Here is a 25,848-nt window from a genome sequence, read left to right on the forward strand (position 1 = left end):
AATTAGTGATTTTAAACTAAAATAAGATTTTTCTGTAGTTATTTTTAGGGGTTCCCCTAATGCCTATTTCGATTTGTTTTGTGAAATTGCAGTATTAACCTATTAAAATATTTTTAGCTATGGAAATTTTTGCCAGCAGTCAGAACTTTGAAAAATTTGGAATTGACCAACAAGAATGGGAAATTGAAAACGAGAACTACATTATTAACATTGATCCTCCCTCACCCAAGATTGGCTATACCCTATATACAATTATGTTGGTTGATTCAGATTTTGACAATCCTCCATCATGGCTTAAAACCAATTCTGATTTTATTGACTACACACTATCTTCTGAAAATATTGAAAATCAACATCTTATTAGAGATCATCAAATAAACGCTGCCATTGACAATTTAATCAGCGAAGGAGCATCAATCAACATAACGGGAGCCAACTTAATCAGCCAAAACTGTAGCTTTGACAACAAAAGCTATCAAGAGTATATGTCGTTTGCAATTGATGGAAACAGTTTAAGCATAGACATAGTCAGTAATTTTGAACGTGGAATAAATTGTTTTTCATACCCTCTTTTTTGGGCCATCAAAAACAACAACAATGAAAAGAATATTCAAAATTGTATTTTTAATTTTGTTCAAATTGCCATTGATGGTAATGTAACTGTAGCTTTTAAGCTAAATTTTCAGGGTGGAAATGCAAAGTATTATGATTTTACAAACCATCCTATGTAATTTAAAAATCCAATCCATTAAAAGTGTACCATTTAAACATTACAGATTTTTTTAACCGAATAAACCCGGTTCAAATATTCATTTTAGCAACTTTTTTAAATGGGGTTTTTAATCTAAAATGGCAAAATAAACAACATTTCTTTTTATTGTTAGTTTTATTTGAAGGCCTGATTACTGAGGTTTTTTCAGTAACTCTTAGGTGTTTGAAAATGCATTTACTTTTATTGTATTCTATTAGTTTTATATTCTATCATTTAATCTGGTTATTGATTATCACAAATACAAACGAATTGAAAAGTTGGCGAAAAATTATTCTTTCCAGTTTTATCACTTTTGGAATTGTCAATCTTTTTTTTATCGAAAAAACCGGACTAAATAATTTAACATTTATCGTGGGCGCATTAATTTACATTAGCCTCTTTTTGTACTTCAGTTATCATCAACTCAACCAAGAAAACTTATCTTATTTTACTAAAAACGAATACCTTCTGCTCTTTATTCCCATTATTTTCTTTTTTGGTTATAGTTTTATGTTTGGTTTTAGAAACTCTGATATCATACATGTTATCATTTACAAGAATATTGACTTGTATATTTTTGTGGGATATTTCGGCAACATCGTTTATTATTCACTCGCCAATTTATACATTTACAAAGAGAGAAAATCATCTGTAAACCATGAACACTAACATAGCATTTGGAGTCATTATTAGTTTTTTGTTTATCTGTTTGATTGTTCTTTTTTGCATTGTAATCATCAAGCTTTACATCCAAAAAATAAAAAAATACAATGCTGTACTGTATGAAAATGAAATTACTTTTCAGAAAACACTCAACAGTGCGCTCCTAGAAAGTCAGGAACATTTGCTCAATAACATTTCGCAAGACATACACGACGATGCCGGTCAGCAGCTAACGGTGATTAATTTTCAACTTGAACATTTTAAACTTGATTGGCCCGATGCTTCAGCAGATTTGAAACCTGTATCAGAATCACTGACAAACTTGGCTGATACTTTGCGCAAAGTAAGTCATTCCTTAAACAATCAATGGCTGAGTCAAAATGGTTTAATAAAAGCCATTACTCAAGAGGTTGAACGCATTAAAAAAAACAAATTCATCGAGATAAATTACGTTGAGCCAACATCTGTAAAATCTTTTAAGCCAGAAGAGCAAATTGTACTTTTTAGGATTTTTCAAGAATGTCTAAACAATACTTTTAAGCATGCAAGAGCCAATCAAATAAGTATTGTAATAAGTCAAAACCCATTTAGTATTTCTATTCAAGATAACGGTGTTGGTTTTGACATTTCACAATTAAACGCTTCACAAGGAATCGGAATTGCCAATTGTCAGCAAAGAGCTAAAGTGATTAATTATCACTTTGACATTCAAAGTCAACCCAATCACGGAACCCAAATCATCCTTTATGAATTAACATAACAAAAAACAACCACCACTATCGAGCTGCATCACATGGAAAACTTAATTAGAATTGGTTTGATTGACGACCACAAAATAGTTCGTCAAGGCATTAAAGAGCTATTACATAAACTAGGAAACATTCAAGTAACCCATGAATTTGATAGCGGCGTTGAATTTTTATCGGCCATACCGCTCAATGATGCACCTGATATGTATATTTTAGATTATTCGATGCCGCAAATGAATGGCATTCAGGTTCTAGAGGTTTTAGAAAAAAAAATTGATGAATATCGGGTTTTATTACTCACCCAACATTTTGATGAAGAAATCATTAGTCAGGCATACAACGCCGGAGCAAGAGGTTTTTTGAATAAAAACTGTACGGCTCAAGATTTAAATTTCGCCATAAAAAACATTATGACTGTTGGCTACAACAATGTCTCAGATATTCTCAAACGCGTTAAAAACTTTGATGAGCCCAACAACTTAATACACCTCAATGTTGAGTTATCAGAACGTGAACTTGAATTTTTAACCTTGGTATGCAACGACGAAGAATTTACCTATGAACAAATGGCTCATAAAATGGGGCTTTCGGTAAAATCGGTTGAAGGTTACAGGGCCGGGCTTTTTGATCGATACGGAATTAAATCAAAAGTAGGGTTGGTTTTGTTTTCATACAAATACAAACTCACCGAACCATTTTTATGAAACTTCTTTGATTTTTTGAAAATATAGAGCTGGAAAAAACAGCAACAAAAAAAGTGGTTGAATAAGCAGTCTTCTGATATAAAAAAGTACAAAATTACTTTGATGATCTGAAAAATACAACAACCCAAATTGAGACAAAAGCAGCACCAAGCCTATAACTCCGTATAATATAAAAATGAGTTTGAGCATTGAAGCATCGGAAAAAAACAAATAGATGATGGCAATTGAAATAACCGAATTGAGCAAATAGCGCAACAACATTGAACCCAACAAAGCAAAACCATCATATTGCGGGAAAGGCAAATTCAAATAATCATTCTTAAAATAATCCAAAAAAGGATCATAGAAAATTTTATGCTCAAATGCTCTAACGGCTATGAGCAACAAGACCAAAACAGCTATCAAGCTATATCGCGTGGTTTTATTCAGATTTTTTTGTAGCATATTTTGAATATGAGCTCACCCATGTTACCCAAAGGCCAAAAACAACTCCGTAAATAAACAACGGAAACACCACCCCGTGCAACAAAGGTTCTTCATCCGGAAAATGTAATAAAGCCGCCGATAACAAAGCAATACGCGTTACGTTGAGCAAGTGAATAACCAAACAACCCGAGAGGATAAAAATCAACGTACGCCAAAAAGTCCCCGAAAAAGCAATAACAAAAGCTGTAAACAAAATCATAACGCTCATCGCATTACAACCTTCAACAATGCGCGATACATAATGCCCTTCTAAAATAACTTTTATTGACGCTTGGGTCAAATGTGGTTCTAAAACAACGTTATAACCTATCCAACCCAACAGCATTTTAACTTGATAAGCCACAGATTGTGTCATTGTATCAACTTCAAAAGTGAGTTGGTCATCAAAAGCCATCAAATACAATCGATACAAAATTGTCAAGCCAGCATAGGTAGCAAAAAACCGAAACAAAAAAGTAAAAAACGGACGATATGAGCTAAGCGCTTTTTTCAAGAAGTAATTTTTAACAAAAATATAGAAATTCCACATGCAGCAATGAATACTTTTGCACAAAAAATCCCATGAGCTTTTCTAAACTACAGCACGAGATCATTCAAATCGTATCACAAAAAGACAAAACGCGCGATGAGAAACTACTTGAAATTTGCCAATTACTCAACCAGAACATTGCTCATTACAATTGGGTTGGTTTTTATTTCCGCAACGGACAAAAAGAAGAACTTCTGCTCGGGCCTTATGTTGGAGCGCCTACCGATCATACCGTAATTCCGTTTGGCAAAGGCATCTGCGGACAAGTGGCCGTTTCCAATCAAAACTTTGTGGTGCCCGATGTATCGCTGCAAGACAACTATATCGCTTGTAGTTTTACCGTCAAATCTGAAATTGTCGTTCCGCTGTTTGTCAACGGCCAAAATATAGGCCAGATTGATATTGATTCGCACGAGCTCGACCCATTTACCGAGCAAGATGAGCGCTTTTTAGAATTTGTCAACCAACAAGTGTCTACTTTGTTTTAAAATTTTCAGAAGCTATTCCGGCCATTCGCTAAATCTTTTGCGCTGAACCCCAGCCCAAAAGGATATCGCTGCTGTCCGGGCTAGGGCACCTTTGGCAAAACAAACAAATCGCCTCAACATCAAAAGTCACGGCCAAAAAGTTTCCGAAATTAATTCAACAATCCATTTTTGTAATCAATATTTATTGTTACATTTGCACACGAATTGAGAAAATCTCGATTCATACATAATAATCATTTAAACAATATTAGCATGTACTTAACTAAAGAAGTAAAAGCTGAAATCTTCGCAAAACACGGAGGAAAAGCTGAAAACACCGGTTCTGCCGAAGGGCAAATCGCCTTATTCACCTTCAGAATTAACCACTTGACTGGGCACTTGAAAAAAAATCGTCACGATTACAACACCGAGCGCTCATTGGTTAAGTTAGTAGGTAAAAGACGTTCATTGCTCGATTATCTCAAGAAAACAGATATCACCAGATACCGTGAGATTATCAAAGAATTGAATATCAGAAAATAACAATTCAGAAAAAGAGGTGCCCGCGCGCCTCTTTTTTTTAGCTATTAAGCATAAAAGTTTGGTTTTTCATTGGGTACAACAACTACAACAACACAACGCCCTTTGTTTAATTAAAGAATAACAGAATTTATGATTCCAAAAGTAACAACAGAAGTCATCGATTTAGGCGATGGTAGAACCATCTCAATCGAAACCGGAAAACTAGCCAAGCAAGCCGATGGCTCTGTAGTGGTTCGTTCCGGCGACTGTATGCTATTAGCAACAGCCGTTTCGGCAAGAACCTCAAATCCGGGCGTGGACTTTTTGCCATTAACGGTAGATTACCGCGAAAAATTTGCCGCAGCAGGTCGTTTCCCGGGTGGATTTTTCAAAAGAGAAGCCCGTCCGAGCGATGCAGAGGTTTTGACCATGCGTTTGGTTGATCGCGTTTTGCGTCCGCTTTTCCCGGATGATTACCACGCTGAAACGCAGGTAATGATTCAACTCATGTCACACGACGAAAACGTTATGCCGGATGCTTTGGCCGGATTGGCTGCTTCAGCTGCACTTGCCGTGTCTGACATCCCGTTCTACAACTTGATTTCAGAAGTTCGTGTAGCGCGTGTTGACGGAAAACTCATCATCAATCCGAGCAGAGCTCAATTAGAATTGTCTGATATTGACATGATGATTGGTGCTTCACTCGATTCAGTAGCTATGGTTGAAGGCGAGATGAAAGAAATTTCAGAAGCCGAAATGATTGAAGCCATCAAATTTGCACACGAAGCGATCAAAGTTCAAATCCATGCTCAGTTGCGTTTGCAAGAAGCTTTTGGCAAAAAAGAAATTCGCACTTATGAAGGCGAAGTTGAAGACGAAGAAGTTTACAAAAAAGTAAAAGCAGCCGCTTATGACAAATGTTACGCTATTGCACAAGAAGCTTCGGCTAAAAGTGAAAGAAGCGAAAAATTTGCTGCTGTAAAAGAAGAATGCAAAGCTTTGTTTACAGAAGAAGAATATGCTGAAAATGCTGACTTAGCAGGATTGGTCGGAAAATATTTCTACAAAACCAACAAAGAAGCGGTTCGAAATGTAATTCTTGAAAAAGGAATTCGTCTTGACGGTCGTAAAACAACTGAAATCAGACCTATTTGGTGTGAAACTGATTATTTGCCTTCAGTACACGGTTCATCACTTTTTACACGTGGTGAAACCCAAGCTTTGGCTACAGTAACTTTAGGAACTTCACGCGAGGCCAATCAAATTGATTCACCATCAGAACAAGGAGAAGAAAAATTCTACTTGCACTATAACTTTCCACCGTTTTCAACCGGTGAAGCCAAACCGCTTAGAGGAACTTCACGTCGTGAAGTGGGTCACGGAAACTTAGCCCAACGCGCTTTGAAAAACATGATTCCTGCTGATTGCCCATATACGGTTCGTATTGTGTCTGAAGTATTGGAATCAAACGGTTCGTCATCAATGGCAACGGTTTGTGCCGGAACTATGGCGCTGATGGATGCGGGTATTCAAATGGTAAAACCTGTTTCAGGTATTGCGATGGGATTGATCACAGACGGAGAAAAATTCGCAGTATTATCAGATATCTTGGGTGATGAAGATCACTTGGGTGACATGGACTTTAAAGTAACCGGAACCAAAGACGGTATCACAGCTTGTCAGATGGATATCAAAATTGAAGGTTTGCGTTATGACATCATGGAGCAAGCACTTGAGCAAGCGCGTGCCGGACGTATGCACATCTTAGAGAAATTGGTTGAAACCATTGCTACTCCAAGACCAGACGTGAAGAAACACGCTCCTAAAATCATTATGCGTACCATTCCAGGCGCCTTTATTGGTGCTTTGATTGGTCCGGGCGGTAAAGTAATTCAAGAATTGCAAAAAGCTACCGGAACTACGATTGTAATTAATGAAGTTGATGAGCAAGGTGTTGTTGAAATCTTAGGAACTGATCCGGATGGAATTGCAGCAGTATTGGCTAAAATTGACTCTATTATTTTCAAACCTACCGTGGGCGAAAGTTACGAGGTAAAAGTGATTAAAATGTTAGATTTTGGCGCTGTGGTTGAATACACACAAGCTCCGGGCAATGAAGTTTTACTTCACGTTTCTGAATTAGCATGGGAACGCACTGAGAATGTTTCAGATGTTGTTAACATGGGCGATGTGTTTATGGTGAAATATTTAGGGGTTGATCCAAAAACACGAAAAGAAAAAGTGTCTAAAAAAGCGCTGATGCCAAGGCCTCCTCGAGATGAAAATCGTCCGCCTCGTGACGAGAACCGTCCACCGAGAGACCACAACAGACCATCAAGAGATAAAAAAGACTAATCTCTGAAGATAAAAAAACCCTCATTTCATCGACGAAGTGAGGGTTTTTTGTTAAAAATGGGTTCTGGTCGAGTTTCTTTAGTTTTTATCGAGTTTTCTGAATTGATTGAACGGGCCTGACTAATTTTACAGCAACAAACTAATACAAACCCCTAATCAAACAAACGATGAAAAAACTCTTTGCTCTACTTTTTATTGCAACCTTATTTTCATGCTCTACAAGTGACGATTCAAACACAGAATCTACAACTTTCGCAGTAAATCCCGAGGCGAATGTAGCGCATGACACTTCAAACTACGGCATTTACAAAGGTATTTTGGTTGGCCCATCCGGCGTAGCCAAGATCAACATTAACAACGACGGAACCATCAATGCAAAGTTGTCCATAAATGGCTCTGAGCATGTTTTTTCAACCCAAGAATCGGTTATTCACAATCAAAATATAAGTGGACTTACTTTTAGCAAAGGCAACATGAAATTTGATTTTAACTGCAATGCCCATGGCGATGAAATCCAAATAACCGATTTGATCATTCCGGGTTATGAAAAAGCTTCAATGATACTGATGAAAGAATATTCAGACGTTCAGGTAAAATGTTTTCAAGGAACCTATACTGGCCAAACCGACAACGGAACTTTTAATATAATGACCAGCGGAGAGCTCGTATACGGATTGGCTTATTCGGTTCCGGATGATTCTGTATGGTATATTCAAGGAAGCAGTAAAGGCACCTCAATGACCGGCTCAATGGAAAACGCTAATTTTTCAGGTGGTATTTTTGGCAACAGTGCCAATGGTGTTTGGCAAAACTTTCTAAATCAAAACGGTTCTTGGAATGTTAATAGAACGCTATAAATGATAACAGCAAAAAAACCGGTATATACCGGTTTTTTTGCTGTTATGTAAATGATGTATTTAGTCAATCAACTTATTAATTGTGATTGAAGCTTTCTCTCCTTTTTTCAGATTTGACATAAGTTCAAAAGTTCTGTCTTGATCAATAATCTCAAACATAGCTGTATTAGGCTTCATCTCACCTTCATCAACTGCTTCAATAGTAAAAACGTTTTGACCGTTTTCAAGATTAATGTTGATTTTCTTCTTTTTATTTAAAATTTTATACTTGTCAAGAATAAGTTTATCGTTGTTGTATAAATTAATAATGTCTCCGTCTTCGTCTTTTGAATCCCATACTTCAAGTGTCATGCTGTTGTATTTAGTAAAAACGTGGAGATTTTGACCTCTAACTAAATTATTGATTTTTAGACTGTCAAGAATAGCAATTGGATTAGATTTTTTCTTGACTACTTCATCAACTTTATTAGATTTTTGAATTTTAGAATTAATTTTATTAAGTACTTTGTAAAGCTTGTTTGAACCAATCAAAGTCAATGTTCCATCTATACATTTTTTACTATTTTTATACAAGCCTTTAAAATCTCCTTCAAGTTTTGTATTGCTTTCTACCAACTTTATTTTTCCTGAAAAATTGACAAAACAAAACATATCTTGGCTAAAAGTTGATTTGGTATATAAAATAGTTTCTTCCCTAAAAGTCAACTCTTTAGTTTTTCGATTATAAGTTCCTGCAATAATATTTTTGGTTTCATTATCACCTGCCATATCTGTTACAGAATAGCCTTTTATAACTCCATTGTTTTCGGTAAAAACCAGTCTATAACTAATCATCGTTTTGTCATTACCGTTGAGTTTTATGGCACCCAAATATTCATAGCTCTCCTGTGAATAACCAAAAAAAGATAAAAAAAAGATAAAAAAAAGGATTTTTTTTTGCATTCAGTGTGTTTTTGTATAGAAGTAATTATTACTTTCGGCAAATATAAACCTTTTAAACCTTTAACAATGAAAATGAAATTTATTCTTTCAATGATTGCAGTTCTTTTTGTGTCTGTATTTGCTAGCTATGCTTCTTTCCCAGTTCAAAGAACTACACCGCAAAATGTTACTGTTACAACTGTTGTTGAAAAACAACAAGACGAGTTATCTTCACCAGCTGCTATGGGCGGAGGAAAAAGTCAAGTTATGGCTTTGATCCTATGTGCTTTAGTTGGAGGTATTGGTATTCACCGTTTCTACTTAGGTTACATCTGGCAAGGTATTGTTCAGTTGTTGACACTTGGAGGTTGCGGAATCTGGTCTTTGATTGACTTGATCAGAATTATCACTGGTGACTTACAACCAAAAGACGGAAGTTACAGCAAAACTCTATAGTAAATGCTACGCAGAATTGTCTTTTACACAAGAGTTATCGTAACCATAATAGCACCATTGGTTCTATTGTTATTACCTGTCACATTTTTTGATACCGGCGAAAGCATATGTTTATCAAAAATGCTAGCTAATACAGAATGTTACGCTTGTGGAATGACAAAAGCAACTATGCATTTTATCCATTTTGACTTTCAAAAAGCTTGGGATTACAATAAGTTATCGTACATAGTAGTACCATTGCTTTTTCCTTTATGGCTTAAGGCAGTTTATGAAATTCAAGGTAAATCATTACCTGGTGTTTTAGGAAAACTAACCTGATTGTCTTGATGAAATACAAAACAAATTAGCTGTCCGAAAAAGGCAGCTAATTTTTTTTGTACCATTTTGTAACTTTTTTAAAATGCTTACCGTACAAGCCGAGAATCTTTTAAAAAAAGGAGTATAAAACATGAGACAACTCAAAATCACCAAACAGGTAACCAATCGTGAAACCGCGTCGCTTGACAAGTATTTACAAGAAATTGGTAAAGTAGATTTGATTACAGCCGATGAAGAAGTAGAATTGGCACAACGTATCAAAGCCGGTGATCAAAGAGCCCTCGAAAAATTAACCAAAGCCAATCTTCGCTTTGTGGTTTCGGTGGCCAAACAATATCAAAACCAAGGATTAACACTTCCGGATTTAATTAACGAAGGCAATTTAGGTTTGATTAAAGCCGCGCAACGTTTTGATGAAACGCGTGGTTTTAAATTTATTTCGTATGCCGTTTGGTGGATTCGCCAATCTATTCTTCAAGCACTTGCAGAACAATCGAGAATTGTTCGTTTGCCGCTGAACAAAATCGGTTCGATCAATAAAATCAATAAAATGTATGCTTTGCTCGAGCAATCAAACGAGCGACCGCCGTCAGCAGAAGAAATTGCCAAAGAATTAGACATGACGGTGAATGACGTGAAAGAAAGCATGAAAAATTCAGGACGTCACTTATCAATGGATGCGCCATTGGTTGAAGGTGAAGATTCAAACTTATACGACGTTTTGCGTTCGGGTGAATCACCAAATCCTGACCGTGAATTGATTCACGAATCATTGCGTACTGAAATTGAGCGTTCATTAGAAACTTTGACGCCACGTGAGGCCGATGTGGTTCGCTTGTATTTTGGTTTGGGCGATCAGCATCCGATGACCCTTGAAGAAATCGGGGAAACCTTTGATTTAACACGTGAACGTGTACGTCAGATTAAAGAAAAAGCGATTCGCAGACTCAAACATACTTCCAGAAGTAAAATATTAAAAACATATCTTGGATAATCCAAGGGTAAAGTTCTCTAAGAATTTTACATACGATGACAACAGTCTGATTAACTGTTCGTTTTTTGATTGATGATTGAAACTCCGGCTGATTACCGGAGTTTTGCTTTTTTAGGACAAGCAATCCTCCGGTCTGTTCGAGCTTTGCTCTCGGGTTCCCGGAGTTTTGCTTTTTTAGGACAAGCAATCCTCCGGTCTGTTCGAGCTTTGCTCTCGGGTTTAGCTTCGCTCAGTTCGCCTATGGCTCGGGTCCGGAGTTTTGCTTTTTAGGGCGTTGCCTTTGGCCGGGCTATCCGCTTCAATCTCTGCGAGGATTTTCGCTTCTATCCCTAACGCAAAATTAGTCGCTCAGAAAATTTATACTCTCATTCGAATTCAAAAAACTACAAAAAACCTATTTTTGTAAAACAACTTCACAACTTTATGAGAACACCCATTATTGCTCCCTCAGTACTTTCGGCAGATTTTGGCAATTTGCAGCGCGATATAGAAATGATTAATCAGTCAAAAGCAGATTGGTTCCATATTGACATTATGGATGGCGTATTTGTGCCGAATATCTCTTTTGGTATGCCTGTACTCGAAGCTATAACTCGACATACCCAAAAAACGGTTGATGTACATTTGATGATTATTGATCCAGACCGATACATCAAAAATTTTGCTGCATTAGGCGCTAACATTCTAACGGTTCATTATGAGGCATGCACTCATTTACATCGAACCATTCAGGCTATTAAGGCTGAAGGCATGAAAGCTGGAGTGGCACTCAATCCACACACACCAATTTCGGTATTAGAAGACATCATTCAAGAAGTTGATTTGGTTTGTTTGATGAGTGTAAATCCGGGTTTTGGCGGACAATCTTTTATTGAAAACACTTATCAAAAAATTAAAAAGCTCAAAACGCTCATCGAAGTAAAAAACGCTAAGGCTTTAATTGAAATTGACGGCGGTGTGTCAGACAAAAACGCCCGTCAGCTATCAGCCGCGGGCGCAGATGTTTTGGTGGCCGGAAACGCCGTTTTTAAAGACGAAAATCCTGCCGAAGCGATCATCAGACTCAAAGAATACGCTATCTAACTATTCTTTTACAACACGCAAACTTTGCTGGCCTTCTTTGGTGCTTATCTGTACAATATAAACGCCTGAAGGAAATGCCTGCATAGACACTTTTGAGGTGGTTGCTGAAATTAATTTCTGTCCCATCAAATTGTATATTTCAATATGACTCATTGGTTGCTTTGATTCAATATTGAGTTGGTCTTTTACCGGATTCGGAACTATCACAAATGTATTATATTCAAAAGTTGAATTGGCCATTGCATTTAAATGAACTGTTACTGGCAATCGATCTGGACTTTCATATCCGTTGATGGTTTGGCTGGCATAATAGGTAACTCCATCTACCAAAAGAGTTGATAGAGGCAACGGATTGGCATTGATGTTTCGGTCTAAGCCGTCATACCACTGAATGTTTTGTCCTTGAATAACTACATCAGCAAGCGTTTGGCCTGGATTAAAGGTTTGGTCTTGATTCCCTAGCGGAGCAGGAACAGCACTTTCATAAACGATAAAATCAGCCGAATAACTAAAACAGCCAATAAAACTATCAGTAGCTTTTACAGAATATACATGTATACCTCCGTCTTTGTGTGTATTGACTAAATAAGTTGCTTGGTTGGCATTCGGAATCGCAACACCTGATTCATACCATTGATAATTATAATTGCCGTTTAGTGAAGTTGATAACAATAAAGGCTGAACAACAGTCGTACCTTCAACATAAATATAATCGTGATTGTCTTGTCCGGTAATTACAGGTGTTTGAACCGGAATAACCGTAATGTAAAAATAATCTTCACCACTGCACATCCCATTCACTGCGGGGGCATATATATAAACGATTTGGCTGTTCGTTAAAATATCGCCTGCTGACAAATGAGTTCCATTTCCACCAGATTGTGTATAATAACTACCAAAATTAACCTGAGGAAGCGTATACGAACCACAAACCGTTACATCCGGAAGTGAATCAACCGGTACAGCAGTTTGAATGTCAAATGCCAGAGTGGCAACTGCAGTTCCGCCACAATTATCCGAACCTGTCACAGTAATGTTGTGAGCACCGGGAGCTAAATCATTTGGCAAAAGAATCGTCGCCGAACCCGATGGATTCAAAGCAACAGTATATAAAACACCATTGTCAATGCTGTAGGTAAGCGTTCCGTTAGAATTCGAAGCGTTCAGGGTCATAGCTATCTGCGTTCCTTGACAATAAACCGCTGGAGTAGGTGCTGAAATTTGAATCGTAGTCGCTGGAAAAACTGTTATAACCAAAGTAGTACTCATAGCACATTGACCCACGTTAGGCGTAAATGTATACATTGTTGTAAACTCATTGCTAACGGTAGCTGGACTCCAAGTTCCAGAGATTCCATTTATAGAAACTGTTGGCAATACCGGAGCAGGAGTACCAGCACAAATAGGGGCAATTTGGTTAAAATCTGGGGTTACATGCGGTTCAATTCCTACGGCAACCGTATAACTTTCTGCTGGATTAGTACCGTTGGCAGGAACCGTATAAACAACCGTATAGAACCCCGGCAAACTAGCAATAGGATAAATAGCACCAGTAACCGCGTCTAAACTCAAACCTCCGCCAGAGGATGTAAAAATTCCACCTTGTTGACCTGTAATGGTGGGAACTTCTATCGGATCATCGACACAAAAAGAAAAGTTACTGTAAGAAAAACTGGTTTGCGCCTGAACATGCAAAGCAGTATACAGGAAAGACAATAACGCAAGTAATTTTATTTTCATAAACAAATGATTTTGAGCGACTAAAATAATAAAAAAATGCTCCCATTTCTGAGAGCATTCTTTTTTAATATTGTTCAATGAGATATTTGATTAAATCAGTCGTTGAGACGATTCCGACCAGCAAATCACCTTCAACCACCGGAAGCGCATGAAACTCGCGTTTGGCCAAAATTTCAGCAACTTCTTTGATGCTTGTATCAGGAGAAACGGTCACTAAATCTCGAGCCATAACTTGCTCAAGCGAAAACATATTGTAAACAGTTACTTCTACATTAGTCTCATCATCGTCAATAGCATCGGCATATGAAATTCTGAGCATATCGGTATAGCTCAGCATCCCTAAAATTTTATTGCCATTCACCACAGGAATATGACGGATATGATACTTTTTGAATAATTCCTCGGCTTTGGTTAAATCGTCGGTTAGATTGAGTTTAATGAGGTTTTTCGACATGATGGTCGATACCGGAACACGCTGTTTCATAATTATATTTTTTGATGATTAACTGTATTAAAGTTAGCTCATCAAAAGCAATGAAAATATGATAAAAGTCAAGATCATTCTACGATTAGTTGATTCAACAGACAGATTTTGCTGCGCAGTTCCCTCAAAGCTCCGCTTTAAACATACGCAAAACAAAAAAACGCTCAAGCGAGCTTGGCAATTCCCGAATACAATCCAGTTAGTTTTTAATTGGGGTTGACTACGCCTTACCCTCAAAGCTCCGCTTTGAAAATACGCAAAACAAAAAAACGCTCAAGCGAGCTTGGCGTTTTTTCTTATTTGCGTATTTATTCGTGACCTCGGAGGGGTTCGAACCCCCAACCCTCAGAGCCGAAATCTGATATTCTATCCAGTTGAACTACGAGGCCATTATTAGATGTTAAGACTCTAAGATTTTAGGAATTCAATATCTTATTGTCTTACAGTCCTATCGTCTTTTAATCTTATTAAGCCAATAATTTTTTAACCATCATAGAAATGGTTTTACCATCAGCCTGCCCAGCGAGTTCTTTTGAGGCCATGCCCATCACCTGACCCATAGCAGCCATTCCTGAGAAGCCATTCTCAGCAATAATTTTAGCCACTGCGGCTTCAATTTCAGCTTCAGAAAGTTGTGCCGGTAAGAATTTCTCAATCACGGCAACCTGAGCGAGTTCAGGCTCGGCTAAATCAGCTCTGCCTTGTTCGGTATAAATAGTTGCGCTGTCTTTGCGCTGTTTTACTAATCGCTGGAGCAATTTGATTTCTTCCTCAGAAGATAATTCTTCTTTGGCTCCGCTTTCGGTTTGGGCCAATAAAATGGCTGATTTAATGGCGCGTAAAGCTTCGAGCGCCACGGTGTCTTTGGCGCGCATGGCGGTTTTGATTTCCTCCATGATATTAGCAGATAAACTCATCTAATCTGTTTTTTAAGTGATACCTATGCCCTGCCCCGGATGGACGCGAAAAGCCTTTTGCAGCGGACGGATTTTTTTCTAAGGCTAACCCAGCGACTCAAAGAAGCTTGGGCAGACTAAAGAAAAAACCGTCAAGCAAAAAAGCTTGTAGCAAACAGCCGGATAAGGCCCGACAAAACTACAAAAAAATGTTCGATAGTAACAGTGGCTTTTAAAACAAAATACCTCGAAAAACCAAAGCCTTCCGAGGTATTAGAAAAATATGGCAAACAAATTTTAATCGACGTTGTCGTGTAAAAAAGAATTGTTAGAACGCAACTGCACATCGTCATTACTGTCGGTTCCGAATGAAAGGCGTGAAGCTTGGTTTTGAGCTGGATTGGTTGTGATATCAATACCGAGTCTTTTGTAAGCTGGCTCTTTCTCAAACTCATCCATGCGCGACGGATTGTTGTGGAATTTATAGTTGAATTCTTTTAACTTTCTTCGGCGCTCGTCAGCTCTGAGTTTTAAAGTTTCTTCAATAGACATTTCCATCGGAGAAACATCTTCAAAAGCAGGTGAGAAATTCGAAACTTCTTCAACCTTTTTCATCGTGATATTGAGCTCTTCAGCAACAGGCTCTTCAGCTACTGCAGCTGCCGGTTTTGAATTGAGCAATTCGCTCTCAACTTCCATGTATTCTTCAAGTGAATAACGAACAATTCCGGTTTCGTTGAGCTCGGTCATCGGAACCACTTGAACCGGTTGATTCACAATGATTTCTTTGGTTTCATTACTGAGTTCAAAAACTATTTTGTTCTCATCAGTAGCCGCTTCAGGCTGACTTACCGACAAATCAAAAGAAAAGCTGGCTTGCTCTTGTTTTACTTCAGTAGCATCAACCACTTTGATTTCGTTGATGACTTCAACGGCTGGTTTAGCTTCAAAGGTTGGCATTTCAAACGAAAGTGGCTGCTCTGCCGAAACAATTTCAAAGGTTACATCAAGGTTTTTGATGAATTCGGTCATCGCGATCAGTTCGTTTTCATTCAAGACTGGCTCCGCTGGAGATTCGTCTTCGATGAGTTCAAAAACAATTTTCTCATCTGAAGCAGCAGTTACTTGTGGCTGGTTTACTTCAACATCTAACTGAAATGAAGCAACCGGCTTATTGGTCAAATCTCGCTCAATTTTGTGTTCACCATCAAGTGAGTGGATGATTTTTTTGGGTTCAGCGTTAACGATTCCGCTTTGTTGATCGGCGTTGAAACCTGTAGCAATAATGGTTACGGCTATAGCATCACCCAAAGTATCATCTTCACCAACACCCATAATGATGTTGGCATTATAGCCTGCTTCGGTTTGGATGTAATCGTTGATTTCTCCGATTTCGTCAATGGTAATTTCAGTAGTTCCAGAAACAATAAGCAACAATACGTTTTTGGCTCCGTTGATTTTGTTATCGTTAAGTAGCGGAGAATCTAAAGCCGCAACAATAGCATCTTTGGCGCGGTTGTCACCCAAAGCTGTCGCTGAACCCATAATCGCGGTTCCGCTGTTTGAAAGAACGGTTTTAGCATCTTTCAAGTCGATGTTTTGGGTGTAGTGGTGTGTGATGACTTCTGCAATTCCACGTGACGCAGTGGCCAATACTTCGTCGGCTTTTGAGAAACCGGCTTTAAAGCCCAAGTTACCGTATACTTCACGCAATTTGTTGTTGTTGATAACAATGAGTGAATCAACTTGTTTGCGCAATCTTTCAACACCGGCCAAAGCCTGATCTGAACGAACTTTTCCTTCAAATTGAAAAGGAACGGTAACGATTCCAACGGTTAAAATATCTCTTTCTTTAGCCAACTGTGCAATTACCGGTGCAGCACCTGTTCCGGTACCACCGCCCATTCCGGCTGTAATAAATACCATTTTTGTATTGGTGTCGAGCATTTTCTCGATATCGGCAATACTTTCAATAGCCGATTGTTGTCCTACTTCAGGATTGGCGCCTGCTCCTAAACCTTCTGTTAAGTTTACACCTAACTGAATTTTGTTGGGAACCGGACTATTTTGCAAAGCCTGAGAATCGGTGTTGCAAACAATAAAGTCTACTCCTTTAATTCCCTGCTTGAACATGTGGTTGATGGCATTGCTACCACCGCCACCTACTCCGATTACTTTAATCACGTTGGATTGATTTTTCGGTAAATCGAATGAGATTCCAAATTCTGAGTTGCTTGTCATACTTTTTGGTATTTTGTATTCTTATTTATTATGTTGGGCTAATTCTTTTATTCTGCGTTGTCTAAAAATTCTTTGATTTTGTCTACATATCGATCAAAAAATGAACGGCGCATTTTGCTTTCGGTTGATTCCGGACGGATGAAAACCTCTTGCTCAGCTACTGGCTCGGGAGCGACTTCTTCAACCTTTTCAAAAACCGGAACTTCAGGTTCTACAGCTTTTGGAATTTCAAACGGCTCAAATTTGCGTTCTACTTTAGGGCTTGATTTTTCAGGTACTGTTTGCGATTCAATGCGCACGGCACTCTGGGTTTGGTTTTCAATACTGTTCATGACCAAACCAACTGCGGTAGCATACAACGGACTAGAAATTTCTTCGTCAGAGTTTCCGGCCAAATGCTCATTCGGATAACCGATACGCGTATCCATTCCGGTAATATACTCCACGAGTTGTTTGATGTGTTTCAAGTTAGACCCGCCACCGGTGAGTACAATTCCGGCAATAAGTTTCTTGCGCGGATCTTCGTGTCCGTAGGCTTTGATTTCGGCAAAAACCTGTTCAATAATTTCAACCACACGAGCGTGGATGATTTTTGATAGGTTTTTGAGTGATATTTCTTTAGGTTCACGACCGCGTAATCCGGGAATAGAAACAATTTCATTGTCTTTATTCTCACCCGGCCAAGCCGAACCAAATTTTACTTTGAGTAATTCTGCTTGTTTTTCGATGATCGAGCATCCTTCTTTGATATCATCCGTAATTACGTTACCGCCAAAAGGAATCACCGCTGTATGACGAATGATGCCATCTTTGAAAATGGCCAAATCAGTCGTTCCGCCACCGATATCGATGAGTGCAACACCGGCTTCTTTTTCTTCTTGACTCAAAACCGCATCAGCTGAAGCAAGAGGCTCAAGGGTTAAGCCTGACAATTCAATGCCAGAACTTTGCACACAACGACCTACATTGCGAATCGATGAAGCCTGACCCACCACTACGTGAAAGCTACTTTCTAAGCGGCCTCCGTACATACCAATGGGTTCTTTGATGCCCGATTGACCATCAATTTTAAATTCTTGCGGCAAAACATGGATGATTTCTTCACCCGGCAGCATCGCCAATTTATGTACTTGGTTGATGAGTAAATCAATGTCTTTACCACTAATAACCTCTTCTGGATTGCTGCGACTGATGTAATCAGAATGCTGAATACTGCGAATATGTTGTCCGGCAATGCCTACCACCACATCTTTGATTTGATATCCTGAATCGTTTTCGGCCTCGAGGATAGCTTGCTGAATAGAATGGATGGTTTGTGTGATATTATTAACCACACCACGGGCAACTCCAAGACTTTTAGATTTTCCAACCCCTAAAATCTCGAGTTTTCCGTACTCGTTTTTCTTGCCAATCATGGCTACAATTTTAGTAGTTCCGATGTCTAGACCTACTGCAATGTTTTCTTTTTCCATAATCTATTATTTGGTGCACACTATTTGTTGCGTGAACGTCAGATTTATTTTCTTGTAACGACCCAGCAAACTGTCAACTTCGGCTTTCTGATAAAAAGCTTTATAGTTGCTAAATTTCCTTTCGATGTTAATAGGTCGTCCAAATTCTAGGTCGAAATTGTAATTCCTAGTCGTCATCTTTAAGCTTCCGAGCGGCGAAATTTGTATCCCGATGATGTTTTTTTTCAAAAAGTCATCGTTGTAAATTTTACGCAGCACTTGGCTGAGTTCGTTTGGTTTTATGTTGTTAATTTCCCCCGAGATAATTGGAACTCTGGCTGTAAATTCCTCCGACAATGGCATTGTACCACCTTGATAGTCAATGTAGAATGATTCCCCTTCATTACACAGCCTGGCAATAGGTGTTTTTTGTTTGACCACTGCCTTTAAAACCCCGTCTATACTTACAAAAACCTCTGACTTTTCAATCATTGGATTTGCATCTACAGACTTTTCCAATTTGTTCAAATCTAAATCAAGTTTTTTAATGCTTTGGGCCTGCGTTTTATTTTCTATTAACAATTTATTAACCACTTCAGCCCTAATAAATGGGTTCTTATCATTGACAAAAATCACCTTTGATTGCGTCAATTTTCGGTGACTGTTTCTGATTGATGAAAACGAATACAAAAACACCACTAAAGCAAACATCAACATTAATCGAATGTTATTCCAATTAAAAAATTTCATAACAAAGAGGCTTTTATTGATTTGACTAATTCCCCTATATCTCCGGCGCCAATAGTAACAATTACCTTGTGTTCGCTGGCTTTAATAGCTGAAATCAAATCAGCTTTTTCAACCAACTGTACATTTGGGTTGGTCATTTTTGACATGAGCCAACTTGAGGTGACGCCTTCTATCGGAAGTTCGCGCGCGGGATAAATATCTAAGAGCAAAACCTGATCAAAGGCCGACAAACTCTGAGCAAAACCATCGGCAAAATCACGAGTTCGACTAAACAAATGCGGCTGAAAAACAGCCAAAACTTTTTGGTTCGGATATAACTCGCGCACCGCTTGATGCACTGCGTTGATTTCGGTGGGATGATGCGCATAATCATCAATAAAAACTAAACCGTCGGTTTTGATCTGAAACGAAAATCTGCGGCGAATTCCCTGAAAACTAGCCAATGCTTTTCGGATATCATCTACAGAAACACCATAAGTGTAGGCCATCGCAAAAGCCATCAACGCATTGGTTAAATTATGTGTTCCGGGCAAATTGAACGAAAAACCACGAAGTGTTTCGGTAGGTGTTTGTATGTCAAAAACGTATGCGCTGTTTTCAATACGCACGTTAAAAGCCTTAAACGATGCTTCTTTATTCACGGCTACAGTAACGCCCTCAAGCGACAGTCCTTGAGCAACAAATAACTTGGTTTTATCATCTACTTTATCGGCAAACTCGGCAAATGAAGCTTCAATCGAGGCTTTATCGCCATAAATATCTAAATGGTCAGCATCGGTTGAAGTAACACAAGCAATATCCGGATGCAAATGCAAAAACGAACGATCAAATTCATCGGCCTCAACTACCGTAATGGTTTTTCCTGAGCCAATCAAATTAGAATCGTAGTTCTCAACAATTCCGCCTACAAAAGCAGTTACATCCAGACCGCTTTGATACAAAACGTGTCCGAGAATACTCGAAGTAGTGGTTTTTCCGTGGGTGCCCGCAACGGCAAAACAAAAAGTATCGCGGGTAATGATGCCGAGCACTTCAGCTCTTTTCTTAATCTGATAGTCGCGCTCTTGAAAAAAGTTCCACTCGGCATGATGAACAGGAACCGCCGGAGTCACGACCACCAGAGTGTTATCGGGCAAAAAGGTGGATGGAATCAGAGCAATAGAATCTTCAAAATGAATCGAAATTCCGCCTTGAACAAGCTCACGCGTAAGTTCAGTTTCGGTTTTATCATAGCCAGAAACTTGCTTGCCAATGCTTTTAAAATATCGGGCCAAGGCGCTCATACCAATGCCGCCAATACCGATGAAATAAACGTTTTGAATTTGATTCAGATTCATCTGATTTATATTTTTTGTGGCGGACACAACCGCACAATTTCGTCAACTATATCTTGGGTCGCGCGCGGTTTGGCCAGCGCTTTGATGTTTTCACTAAGTGTTTTTTGCTGAGTCTCATCAGCAATTAAATGGCTGAAGACGGTTTCAAAATCAGTGTCGAGTTCGCTTTCGCGGATGAGGATCGCACCGTTTTGCTTAACAATCGCTTGGGCATTTTTGGTTTGATGATCTTCGGCCACATTGGGCGATGGTATAAAGATCACCGGCTTGCCCACCAAACAAAGTTCTGAAACCGATGAAGCTCCGGCGCGCGAAATCACAAAATCTGCCGCAGCATAAGCCAAATCCATACGATCAATAAAAGCGTTCACTTGAACATCTTTGCGATCATTGTTTGATTGATATTGATCTAAATAGAGTTTGCCACATTGCCAAATGAGCTGAATATTATTTTGTGCCAAAAAGTCTAATTCGGCAGCAATGAGTTGATTTACTCGACGCGCACCCAGACTTCCGCCCAAAACCAACAAAGTTTTTTGATTCGGATTTAAATTAAAATACGCTTGCGCCTCGGCCTTTTTCTCAAAAATATCCACTAAATCCTGACGCACCGGGTTTCCGGTAAATTTGATTTTATCGGCCGGAAAAAACCGTTCTAAATGTTCATAAGCCACACAAATACTGGCCGCTTTTTTACCTAATAATTTATTGGTAATGCCCGGATAAGAATTTTGCTCTTGAACCACCGTCGGAACACCCGCAGCATTGGCCATTTGCAACAATGGACCGCTGGCAAAACCGCCTGTACCAATCACAACATCGGGTTTGAATTGCTTGATAATGGCTCTTGATTTGAGCAAACTGCTCATGAGTTTGAGCGGAAACATCGCGTTGTCTAAAGTCAATCGGCGTTGCAAACCTGCAATCCACAAACCTTTGATAGCATAACCGGCTTGCGGCACTTTTTGCATTTCCATTTTATCGCTGGCACCCACAAACAAAAATGCAGCATCCGGAAAACGCTTTTTGAGTTCATTAGCAATGGCTATGGCCGGATAAATATGTCCTCCGGTTCCGCCTCCGCTTAAGATGAATTTTAGGTTGGCCATTTTGTTTTTGTTGGTTTGCTGATGATGTTATTTTTTTCCGCGAACCGCATCCATCGGATTAGATTCGTCGGTTATTGAATGTCCGTGTTCTTGCGCGAGCTCCATTTCACGCAAGGCGCGTTCTGCAATTTCTTCGCGTTCAATTTGTGCGTCAATCATGCGTTTAAGGGTTTCTTCGCGGCGTTTCTTCTCGTCTAATTCTTGAGCGATTTCTTCTTCTTTTTTGGTGACTCCAATGATGATTCCAATAGAGATGCAAGTCATCCATATAGAACTTCCTCCGCTGCTGATGAGCGGCAAAGTCTGTCCGGTAACCGGCAATAGTTCTACCGCCACGGCCATGTTGATGAGCGCCTGAAAGACGATTGGAAAACCCAAACCAACTACAACCAATTTACCAAACAAAGTATTGGCTTTATGCGCCGCCACGATAAATCGGAAGAACAACAACAAATACAACGATAAAACGGTCAGTCCGCCAATAAGACCATATTCTTCAACAATGATGGCAAAAATGAAATCGGATGATGATTGCGGCAAGAAGTTTTTCTGTACGCTTTTGCCCGGGCCTAAACCTTGAATTCCGCCCGAGGCTATGGCAATTTTGGCTTTCTCAATTTGATAATCGTCTTCATCGGGTTTGTCGGTGGTAAAGTTTTCTAAACGGCTTTCCCAGGTTTTAACTCGATTGAAGAATTTGGCATCGGGAAAGGCTTTGCTGACCAAAACAAAAAAGGCCAAAGCCAATACGCCGGCACCGACAATAAGACCAATATATTTAAGCGGATATTGCCCCACAAAAGTGAGCATCAATACCATGGAGAACATGAGCGCGGCCGTTGAAAAGTTGGCCGGCAAAATCAGTCCTAAAGTAAAAAATACTGGAGTCCAGAGTTCCCAAAGTGAGTTTTTAAAAGTAATCGGTTCTTCTCGCTTCTTGGACAGATAGCGCGCCACAAAAACCATGAGCACGATAAACGCCAAAGTTGAAGTTTGAAAGGTAATTCCAACAAACGGAACTTGAATCCAACGACTCGCATTGGCTCCGGCAATGACGGTTCCTTTGACGAGTGTATAGGCCAATAACACCCATACCAAAGGCATAGCTGCCAATGATATAGCCCTGAAATAGTGATAAGGAACTTTGTGTACCCAATAAATAATCAAAAAACCAATACAGATGTGGGCAAAATGTTTGACTAAATAACCCAACGTATTTCCGGTGCCGTGACCCATATACGCCAAGTTACTACTGGCGCTAAAAACCGGCATAAACGAAAACAGCGCCAATAGGGCCACGAAGGTCCAGATGACTTTGTCTCCTTTGAGATTTTTAATGAGTTCAAGCATGGTTGACGATTATGAAAGTTATCAGTCTTGTAGCGCAGCGGTCTTTTTTCTTACAGCGCAGCGATCTTTTTTCTTATAAATTCTGAACCGCGTATTTAAATTGACGTCCGCGGTCTTCGTAATTTTCGAATAAATCAAAACTCGCGCATGCAGGTGACAGCAATACGTTGTCGCCCTTTTCGGCCAAGCGCTGTGCCATTTTTACAGCCGCGCTCATGGAGTCAACTTCGACCATCACATCAACCACGTTGCCAAAAGCATCGATGATTTTTTTGTTGTCAACCCCCAAACAAATGATTGCTTTGACTTTTTCGTGCACGAGCGACATGAGTTCTGAGTAATCGTTGCCTTTGTCAACACCGCCCACAATCCAAACCGTTGGCGAAGTCATGCTGTCAAGGGCAAAAAAAGTCGCGTTTACATTGGTGGCTTTTGAATCGTTGATGTACTGCACGTTTTGAATTTTGAGCACTTTTTCTAAACGGTGTTCAACGCCTTGAAAATTGGAGAGACTCTCGCGAATGGTTTCCTTGCGGATTTTCATCAGTTTGGCTACCGATGTAGCAGCCATGGCGTTTTTGACATTGTGCTTTCCTTCGAGCGCCATTGACTCGGTCTCCATGATGAACTCTTCTTCGTTGATGTTTACTTCCATTTTGTTTTGGTTTAGATAAGCTCCTTTGTCAAACTTTTGCGTGAGTGAAAAAGGAATTAATTGAGCATTCGTTTTGTTTTGTTTTAACCAGTTTACTGAGGCTTCATCGTCTGCATCATAAATGAGATAATCCTCAGGCGTTTGGTTCATGGTAATTCTAAATTTTGATGCGATGTAATTTTCATACTTATACTCATATCGGTCTAAATGATCCGGACTGATGTTGGTAATGATGGCTACATCGGGTCGGTAGTGAATGATGCCGTCAAGCTGAAAACTACTGAGCTCCAACACGTAATAATCGTATTGGTTTTCGGCCACTTGCCAAGCAAAACTTTTTCCGATGTTGCCGCCCAAACCTACATTGAGTCCTGCCGATTTAAGCAGATGATAGGTAAGCATCGTCGTGGTGGTTTTGCCATTGCTGCCTGTGATTCCGATGGTGATCGCCTGGGTGAAAGGCGCCGCGAATTCAATCTCTGAAATCACCGGAATCTTGTGCTCATGCAGCTTTTTGACCATGGGTGATTTGTCTGGAATTCCGGGGCTTTTCATGACCACATCGGCATTCAATATCTTTTTTTCGGTATGGGTTTCTTCTTCCCATTTGATTCCGTTAAGCGTAAGAACTTCTTTGTAATGATTTTTAATCTTGCCAAAATCAGATACAAAAACATCGTATCCTTTTTGTTTTCCGAGGATGGCGGTTCCCACACCGCTTTCGCCTCCGCCGAGTACCACGAGCCGCTGCATTATCTGAGTTTTAAAGTCACTATGGATAAGATGGCGAGCAATATGCCGACAATCCAGAATCGGGTTACAATTTTACTTTCGTGGTAGCCTTTTTTCTGGTAGTGATGATGCAAAGGCGACATCAGAAAGATGCGTCTGCCTTCGCCAAATCGTTTTTTGGTGTATTTGAAATAACTCACTTGAAGCACCACCGAAAAATTCTCGACCAAGAATATCCCGCACAACAGCGGAATCAGCAACTCTTTGCGCACCGAAATGGCCAAAACAGCAATCACACCGCCTATGGTTAAACTTCCGGTATCGCCCATGAATACTGAGGCCGGATATGAATTATACCACAGAAAACCCACCAAAGCTCCTACGAATGAGGCAATAAAAACCGTCATTTCGCCCGAGTTTGGGATGTACATGATATTGAGATAGCTCGAGAAAATCACGTTCCCTGATACGAACGTAAAAATGCCCAGTGCGAGCACCGATATGGCCGAGGTTCCGGCTGCGAGCCCGTCAATTCCGTCGGTGAGGTTGGCTCCGTTGGATACGGCTGTGATGATGAAAATCACAATCGGAATAAAAATAATCCAAGCATAATTTTCGTAGTCATCGCCCATCCACGAAAGCAATTCGGCATAGTCAAATTCGTTGTTTTTAAAGAACGGAATAGTCGTAGCGGTAGATTTTTCATCAACTGGCATTTGCGAAATCACATTCTCTGCTTGCTTGAGCGTGATGGTATTCGGACTTTCTTTGCGCAAGGTTACACCCGGATGCAAATACAAAACCGAACCTACAATCAAACCCAGACCAACTTGACCAATCACTTTAAAAATACCTTTGAGCCCTTGTTTGTCTTTTTTGAAAATCTTGATATAATCGTCAATGAAGCCGATGGTGCCCATCCAAAGCGTGGTAACAATCAGCAAAATGATGTAAATATTGTTGAGTTTGGTGAGTAAAAACACCGGAATCAAAGTCGCCATAATAATGATGAGTCCGCCCATGGTAGGTGTTCCTGCTTTTTCGTTTTGTCCGGCCAAACCCAATTCACGCACGGTTTCACCTACTTGCTGATTGCGTAAAAAGCCAATGATGCGTTTACCGTAAATGGTTGAAAGCGTCAACGAAAGCAACACAGCCACTGCCGAACGAAACGTGATGTATTGAAAAACTCCAGTACCGGGAATGTTGAGCGTTTTATCGAGATATTCAAATAAATAGTATAGCATG

At 39.5% G+C, this 25,848-nt stretch carries 26 protein-coding genes and 1 tRNA gene; 12 read left to right on the top strand and 15 right to left on the bottom strand.

The features are described 5' to 3' along the window. Positions 1-119: 119 nt before the first annotated feature. The 4 genes from KIH23_RS00580 (at position 120) to KIH23_RS00595 (ending at position 2,867) form a co-directional block, all read left to right on the top strand. On the top strand, positions 120-731 hold the full coding sequence (locus tag KIH23_RS00580; protein WP_213210699.1) for a hypothetical protein: 612 nt from the start codon (positions 120-122) through the stop codon (positions 729-731). A 290-nt stretch (positions 732-1,021) separates the two neighbouring features. Next, positions 1,022-1,420, top strand: a complete 399-nt coding sequence (locus KIH23_RS00585) for a hypothetical protein (protein ID WP_213210700.1) — start codon at positions 1,022-1,024, stop codon at positions 1,418-1,420. Further along, positions 1,410-2,174 carry a sensor histidine kinase gene (locus tag KIH23_RS00590; protein WP_213210701.1) on the top strand — a complete coding sequence of 255 codons (765 nt, stop codon included), beginning with the start codon at positions 1,410-1,412 and terminating at the stop codon, positions 2,172-2,174. Before KIH23_RS00585 ends, KIH23_RS00590 begins: the two co-directional genes overlap by 11 nt. A 33-nt stretch (positions 2,175-2,207) precedes the next feature. Further along, positions 2,208-2,867, top strand: a complete 660-nt coding sequence (locus KIH23_RS00595; RefSeq protein ID WP_213210702.1) for a response regulator transcription factor — start codon at positions 2,208-2,210, stop codon at positions 2,865-2,867. Here the strand turns inward: KIH23_RS00595 and KIH23_RS00600 are convergent. Then, positions 2,862-3,311 (bottom strand): exosortase F system-associated membrane protein, encoded by a 450-nt coding sequence (locus KIH23_RS00600; protein WP_213210703.1) that lies wholly within the window; start codon positions 3,309-3,311, stop codon positions 2,862-2,864. The genes KIH23_RS00595 and KIH23_RS00600 overlap by 6 nt on opposite strands. Then, positions 3,289-3,846: an exosortase family protein XrtF gene (gene xrtF / locus KIH23_RS00605; protein WP_213210704.1), complete on the bottom strand. Its 558-nt coding sequence runs from the start codon at positions 3,844-3,846 to the stop codon at positions 3,289-3,291. The genes KIH23_RS00600 and xrtF overlap by 23 nt, the downstream gene beginning before the upstream one ends. Before the next feature lie 68 nt (positions 3,847-3,914). Between xrtF and KIH23_RS00610 the strand changes: the two genes are divergently transcribed. The 4 genes from KIH23_RS00610 (at position 3,915) to KIH23_RS00625 (ending at position 8,083) form a co-directional block, all read left to right on the top strand. After that, positions 3,915-4,370 carry a GAF domain-containing protein gene (locus tag KIH23_RS00610; protein WP_213210705.1) on the top strand — a complete coding sequence of 152 codons (456 nt, stop codon included), beginning with the start codon at positions 3,915-3,917 and terminating at the stop codon, positions 4,368-4,370. Between the two features lie 252 nt (positions 4,371-4,622). Beyond that, positions 4,623-4,892, top strand: coding sequence for a 30S ribosomal protein S15 (rpsO, locus tag KIH23_RS00615; RefSeq protein ID WP_213210706.1), 270 nt, complete (start codon positions 4,623-4,625; stop codon positions 4,890-4,892). Positions 4,893-5,021: 129 nt separating this feature from the next. Then, positions 5,022-7,226 carry a polyribonucleotide nucleotidyltransferase gene (locus KIH23_RS00620; protein WP_213210707.1) on the top strand — a complete coding sequence of 735 codons (2,205 nt, stop codon included), beginning with the start codon at positions 5,022-5,024 and terminating at the stop codon, positions 7,224-7,226. 167 nt (positions 7,227-7,393) lie between these two features. Then, on the top strand, positions 7,394-8,083 hold the full coding sequence (locus KIH23_RS00625) for a hypothetical protein (protein WP_213210708.1): 690 nt from the start codon (positions 7,394-7,396) through the stop codon (positions 8,081-8,083). A 60-nt stretch (positions 8,084-8,143) separates the two neighbouring features. Here KIH23_RS00625 and KIH23_RS00630 read toward each other — a convergent pair whose 3' ends face one another. Continuing rightward, positions 8,144-9,025, bottom strand: coding sequence for a hypothetical protein (locus tag KIH23_RS00630; protein WP_213210709.1), 882 nt, complete (start codon positions 9,023-9,025; stop codon positions 8,144-8,146). Positions 9,026-9,091: 66 nt separating this feature from the next. On the opposite strand from KIH23_RS00630, the gene KIH23_RS00635 reads away from it, so the two are divergent. From KIH23_RS00635 to rpe, 4 genes are all read left to right on the top strand, one after another. Next, on the top strand, positions 9,092-9,460 hold the full coding sequence (locus KIH23_RS00635; RefSeq protein ID WP_213210710.1) for a TM2 domain-containing protein: 369 nt from the start codon (positions 9,092-9,094) through the stop codon (positions 9,458-9,460). A 3-nt stretch (positions 9,461-9,463) separates the two neighbouring features. Beyond that, entirely contained in the window at positions 9,464-9,778 is a 315-nt protein-coding gene (locus KIH23_RS00640) for a DUF2752 domain-containing protein (RefSeq protein ID WP_213210711.1), read from the top strand. Positions 9,779-9,908: 130 nt separating this feature from the next. Continuing rightward, a complete protein-coding gene (locus KIH23_RS00645) occupies positions 9,909-10,772 on the top strand; it encodes an RNA polymerase sigma factor RpoD/SigA (RefSeq protein ID WP_007804760.1) in 864 nt (287 codons plus the stop codon). Between the two features lie 423 nt (positions 10,773-11,195). Then, entirely contained in the window at positions 11,196-11,855 is a 660-nt protein-coding gene (rpe, locus tag KIH23_RS00650) for a ribulose-phosphate 3-epimerase (RefSeq protein WP_213210712.1), read from the top strand. On the opposite strand, the gene KIH23_RS00655 is transcribed toward rpe, so the two are convergent. The 12 genes from KIH23_RS00655 to mraY all read right to left on the bottom strand — a co-directional run bounded on the left by KIH23_RS00655 (position 11,856) and on the right by mraY (position 25,847). Further along, entirely contained in the window at positions 11,856-13,595 is a 1,740-nt protein-coding gene (locus tag KIH23_RS00655) for a T9SS type A sorting domain-containing protein (protein ID WP_213210713.1), read from the bottom strand. Between the two features lie 64 nt (positions 13,596-13,659). Next, the gene (locus KIH23_RS00660) at positions 13,660-14,079 is read right to left on the bottom strand and encodes a CBS domain-containing protein (RefSeq protein ID WP_213210714.1); all 420 of its coding nucleotides are present in this window, start codon (positions 14,077-14,079) and stop codon (positions 13,660-13,662) included. Positions 14,080-14,394: 315 nt separating this feature from the next. Then, positions 14,395-14,468 (bottom strand) — tRNA-Arg (locus KIH23_RS00665). A 78-nt stretch (positions 14,469-14,546) separates the two neighbouring features. Further along, on the bottom strand, positions 14,547-14,996 hold the full coding sequence (locus tag KIH23_RS00670) for a GatB/YqeY domain-containing protein (RefSeq protein WP_213210715.1): 450 nt from the start codon (positions 14,994-14,996) through the stop codon (positions 14,547-14,549). Positions 14,997-15,272: 276 nt separating this feature from the next. Further along, on the bottom strand, positions 15,273-17,216 hold the full coding sequence (gene ftsZ / locus KIH23_RS00675; protein WP_213210717.1) for a cell division protein FtsZ: 1,944 nt from the start codon (positions 17,214-17,216) through the stop codon (positions 15,273-15,275). A 47-nt stretch (positions 17,217-17,263) separates the two neighbouring features. Continuing rightward, on the bottom strand, positions 17,264-18,688 hold the full coding sequence (ftsA, locus tag KIH23_RS00680) for a cell division protein FtsA (RefSeq protein ID WP_213210718.1): 1,425 nt from the start codon (positions 18,686-18,688) through the stop codon (positions 17,264-17,266). Positions 18,689-18,694: 6 nt separating this feature from the next. Continuing rightward, positions 18,695-19,417, bottom strand: coding sequence for a cell division protein FtsQ/DivIB (locus tag KIH23_RS00685; RefSeq protein ID WP_213210719.1), 723 nt, complete (start codon positions 19,415-19,417; stop codon positions 18,695-18,697). Next, a complete protein-coding gene (gene murC / locus KIH23_RS00690) occupies positions 19,414-20,754 on the bottom strand; it encodes a UDP-N-acetylmuramate--L-alanine ligase (RefSeq protein WP_213210720.1) in 1,341 nt (446 codons plus the stop codon). Before murC ends, KIH23_RS00685 begins: the two co-directional genes overlap by 4 nt. A gap of 5 nt (positions 20,755-20,759) precedes the next feature. Next, entirely contained in the window at positions 20,760-21,863 is a 1,104-nt protein-coding gene (gene murG / locus KIH23_RS00695; protein ID WP_213210722.1) for an undecaprenyldiphospho-muramoylpentapeptide beta-N-acetylglucosaminyltransferase, read from the bottom strand. Positions 21,864-21,890: 27 nt separating this feature from the next. Further along, positions 21,891-23,213: an FtsW/RodA/SpoVE family cell cycle protein gene (locus KIH23_RS00700; RefSeq protein WP_213210723.1), complete on the bottom strand. Its 1,323-nt coding sequence runs from the start codon at positions 23,211-23,213 to the stop codon at positions 21,891-21,893. Between the two features lie 73 nt (positions 23,214-23,286). Then, positions 23,287-24,621 (bottom strand): UDP-N-acetylmuramoyl-L-alanine--D-glutamate ligase, encoded by a 1,335-nt coding sequence (gene murD / locus KIH23_RS00705; protein WP_213210724.1) that lies wholly within the window; start codon positions 24,619-24,621, stop codon positions 23,287-23,289. Further along, positions 24,621-25,847, bottom strand: a complete 1,227-nt coding sequence (mraY, locus tag KIH23_RS00710) for a phospho-N-acetylmuramoyl-pentapeptide-transferase (protein WP_213210725.1) — start codon at positions 25,845-25,847, stop codon at positions 24,621-24,623. The genes murD and mraY overlap by 1 nt, the downstream gene beginning before the upstream one ends. Position 25,848: the final 1 nt, after the last annotated feature.

This window comes from Flavobacterium sp. CYK-55 (assembly GCF_018413465.1).
GTDB lineage: Bacteria > Bacteroidota > Bacteroidia > Flavobacteriales > Flavobacteriaceae > Flavobacterium.

What these genes read in the sequence shown, in the direction of transcription:
- KIH23_RS00645 (WP_007804760.1), top strand. Translation starts at nt 9,909, where the DNA reads ATGAGACAACTCAAAATCACCAAACAGGTAACCAATCGTGAAACCGCG.
- KIH23_RS00660 (WP_213210714.1), bottom strand. Translation starts at nt 14,079, where the DNA reads ATGAAACAGCGTGTTCCGGTATCGACCATCATGTCGAAAAACCTCATT.
- mraY (WP_213210725.1), bottom strand. Translation starts at nt 25,847, where the DNA reads ATGCTATACTATTTATTTGAATATCTCGATAAAACGCTCAACATTCCC.
- KIH23_RS00580 (WP_213210699.1), top strand. Translation starts at nt 120, where the DNA reads ATGGAAATTTTTGCCAGCAGTCAGAACTTTGAAAAATTTGGAATTGAC.
- KIH23_RS00685 (WP_213210719.1), bottom strand. Translation starts at nt 19,417, where the DNA reads ATGAAATTTTTTAATTGGAATAACATTCGATTAATGTTGATGTTTGCT.
- KIH23_RS00655 (WP_213210713.1), bottom strand. Translation starts at nt 13,595, where the DNA reads ATGAAAATAAAATTACTTGCGTTATTGTCTTTCCTGTATACTGCTTTG.
- KIH23_RS00600 (WP_213210703.1), bottom strand. Translation starts at nt 3,311, where the DNA reads ATGCTACAAAAAAATCTGAATAAAACCACGCGATATAGCTTGATAGCT.
- KIH23_RS00630 (WP_213210709.1), bottom strand. Translation starts at nt 9,025, where the DNA reads ATGCAAAAAAAAATCCTTTTTTTTATCTTTTTTTTATCTTTTTTTGGT.
- KIH23_RS00620 (WP_213210707.1), top strand. Translation starts at nt 5,022, where the DNA reads ATGATTCCAAAAGTAACAACAGAAGTCATCGATTTAGGCGATGGTAGA.
- ftsZ (WP_213210717.1), bottom strand. Translation starts at nt 17,216, where the DNA reads ATGACAAGCAACTCAGAATTTGGAATCTCATTCGATTTACCGAAAAAT.
- KIH23_RS00610 (WP_213210705.1), top strand. Translation starts at nt 3,915, where the DNA reads ATGAGCTTTTCTAAACTACAGCACGAGATCATTCAAATCGTATCACAA.
- KIH23_RS00700 (WP_213210723.1), bottom strand. Translation starts at nt 23,213, where the DNA reads ATGCTTGAACTCATTAAAAATCTCAAAGGAGACAAAGTCATCTGGACC.
- rpe (WP_213210712.1), top strand. Translation starts at nt 11,196, where the DNA reads ATGAGAACACCCATTATTGCTCCCTCAGTACTTTCGGCAGATTTTGGC.
- murC (WP_213210720.1), bottom strand. Translation starts at nt 20,754, where the DNA reads ATGAATCTGAATCAAATTCAAAACGTTTATTTCATCGGTATTGGCGGC.
- KIH23_RS00595 (WP_213210702.1), top strand. Translation starts at nt 2,208, where the DNA reads ATGGAAAACTTAATTAGAATTGGTTTGATTGACGACCACAAAATAGTT.
- ftsA (WP_213210718.1), bottom strand. Translation starts at nt 18,688, where the DNA reads ATGGAAAAAGAAAACATTGCAGTAGGTCTAGACATCGGAACTACTAAA.
- murG (WP_213210722.1), bottom strand. Translation starts at nt 21,863, where the DNA reads ATGGCCAACCTAAAATTCATCTTAAGCGGAGGCGGAACCGGAGGACAT.
- KIH23_RS00635 (WP_213210710.1), top strand. Translation starts at nt 9,092, where the DNA reads ATGAAAATGAAATTTATTCTTTCAATGATTGCAGTTCTTTTTGTGTCT.
- KIH23_RS00625 (WP_213210708.1), top strand. Translation starts at nt 7,394, where the DNA reads ATGAAAAAACTCTTTGCTCTACTTTTTATTGCAACCTTATTTTCATGC.
- KIH23_RS00670 (WP_213210715.1), bottom strand. Translation starts at nt 14,996, where the DNA reads ATGAGTTTATCTGCTAATATCATGGAGGAAATCAAAACCGCCATGCGC.
- KIH23_RS00640 (WP_213210711.1), top strand. Translation starts at nt 9,464, where the DNA reads ATGCTACGCAGAATTGTCTTTTACACAAGAGTTATCGTAACCATAATA.
- murD (WP_213210724.1), bottom strand. Translation starts at nt 24,621, where the DNA reads ATGCAGCGGCTCGTGGTACTCGGCGGAGGCGAAAGCGGTGTGGGAACC.
- KIH23_RS00590 (WP_213210701.1), top strand. Translation starts at nt 1,410, where the DNA reads ATGAACACTAACATAGCATTTGGAGTCATTATTAGTTTTTTGTTTATC.
- rpsO (WP_213210706.1), top strand. Translation starts at nt 4,623, where the DNA reads ATGTACTTAACTAAAGAAGTAAAAGCTGAAATCTTCGCAAAACACGGA.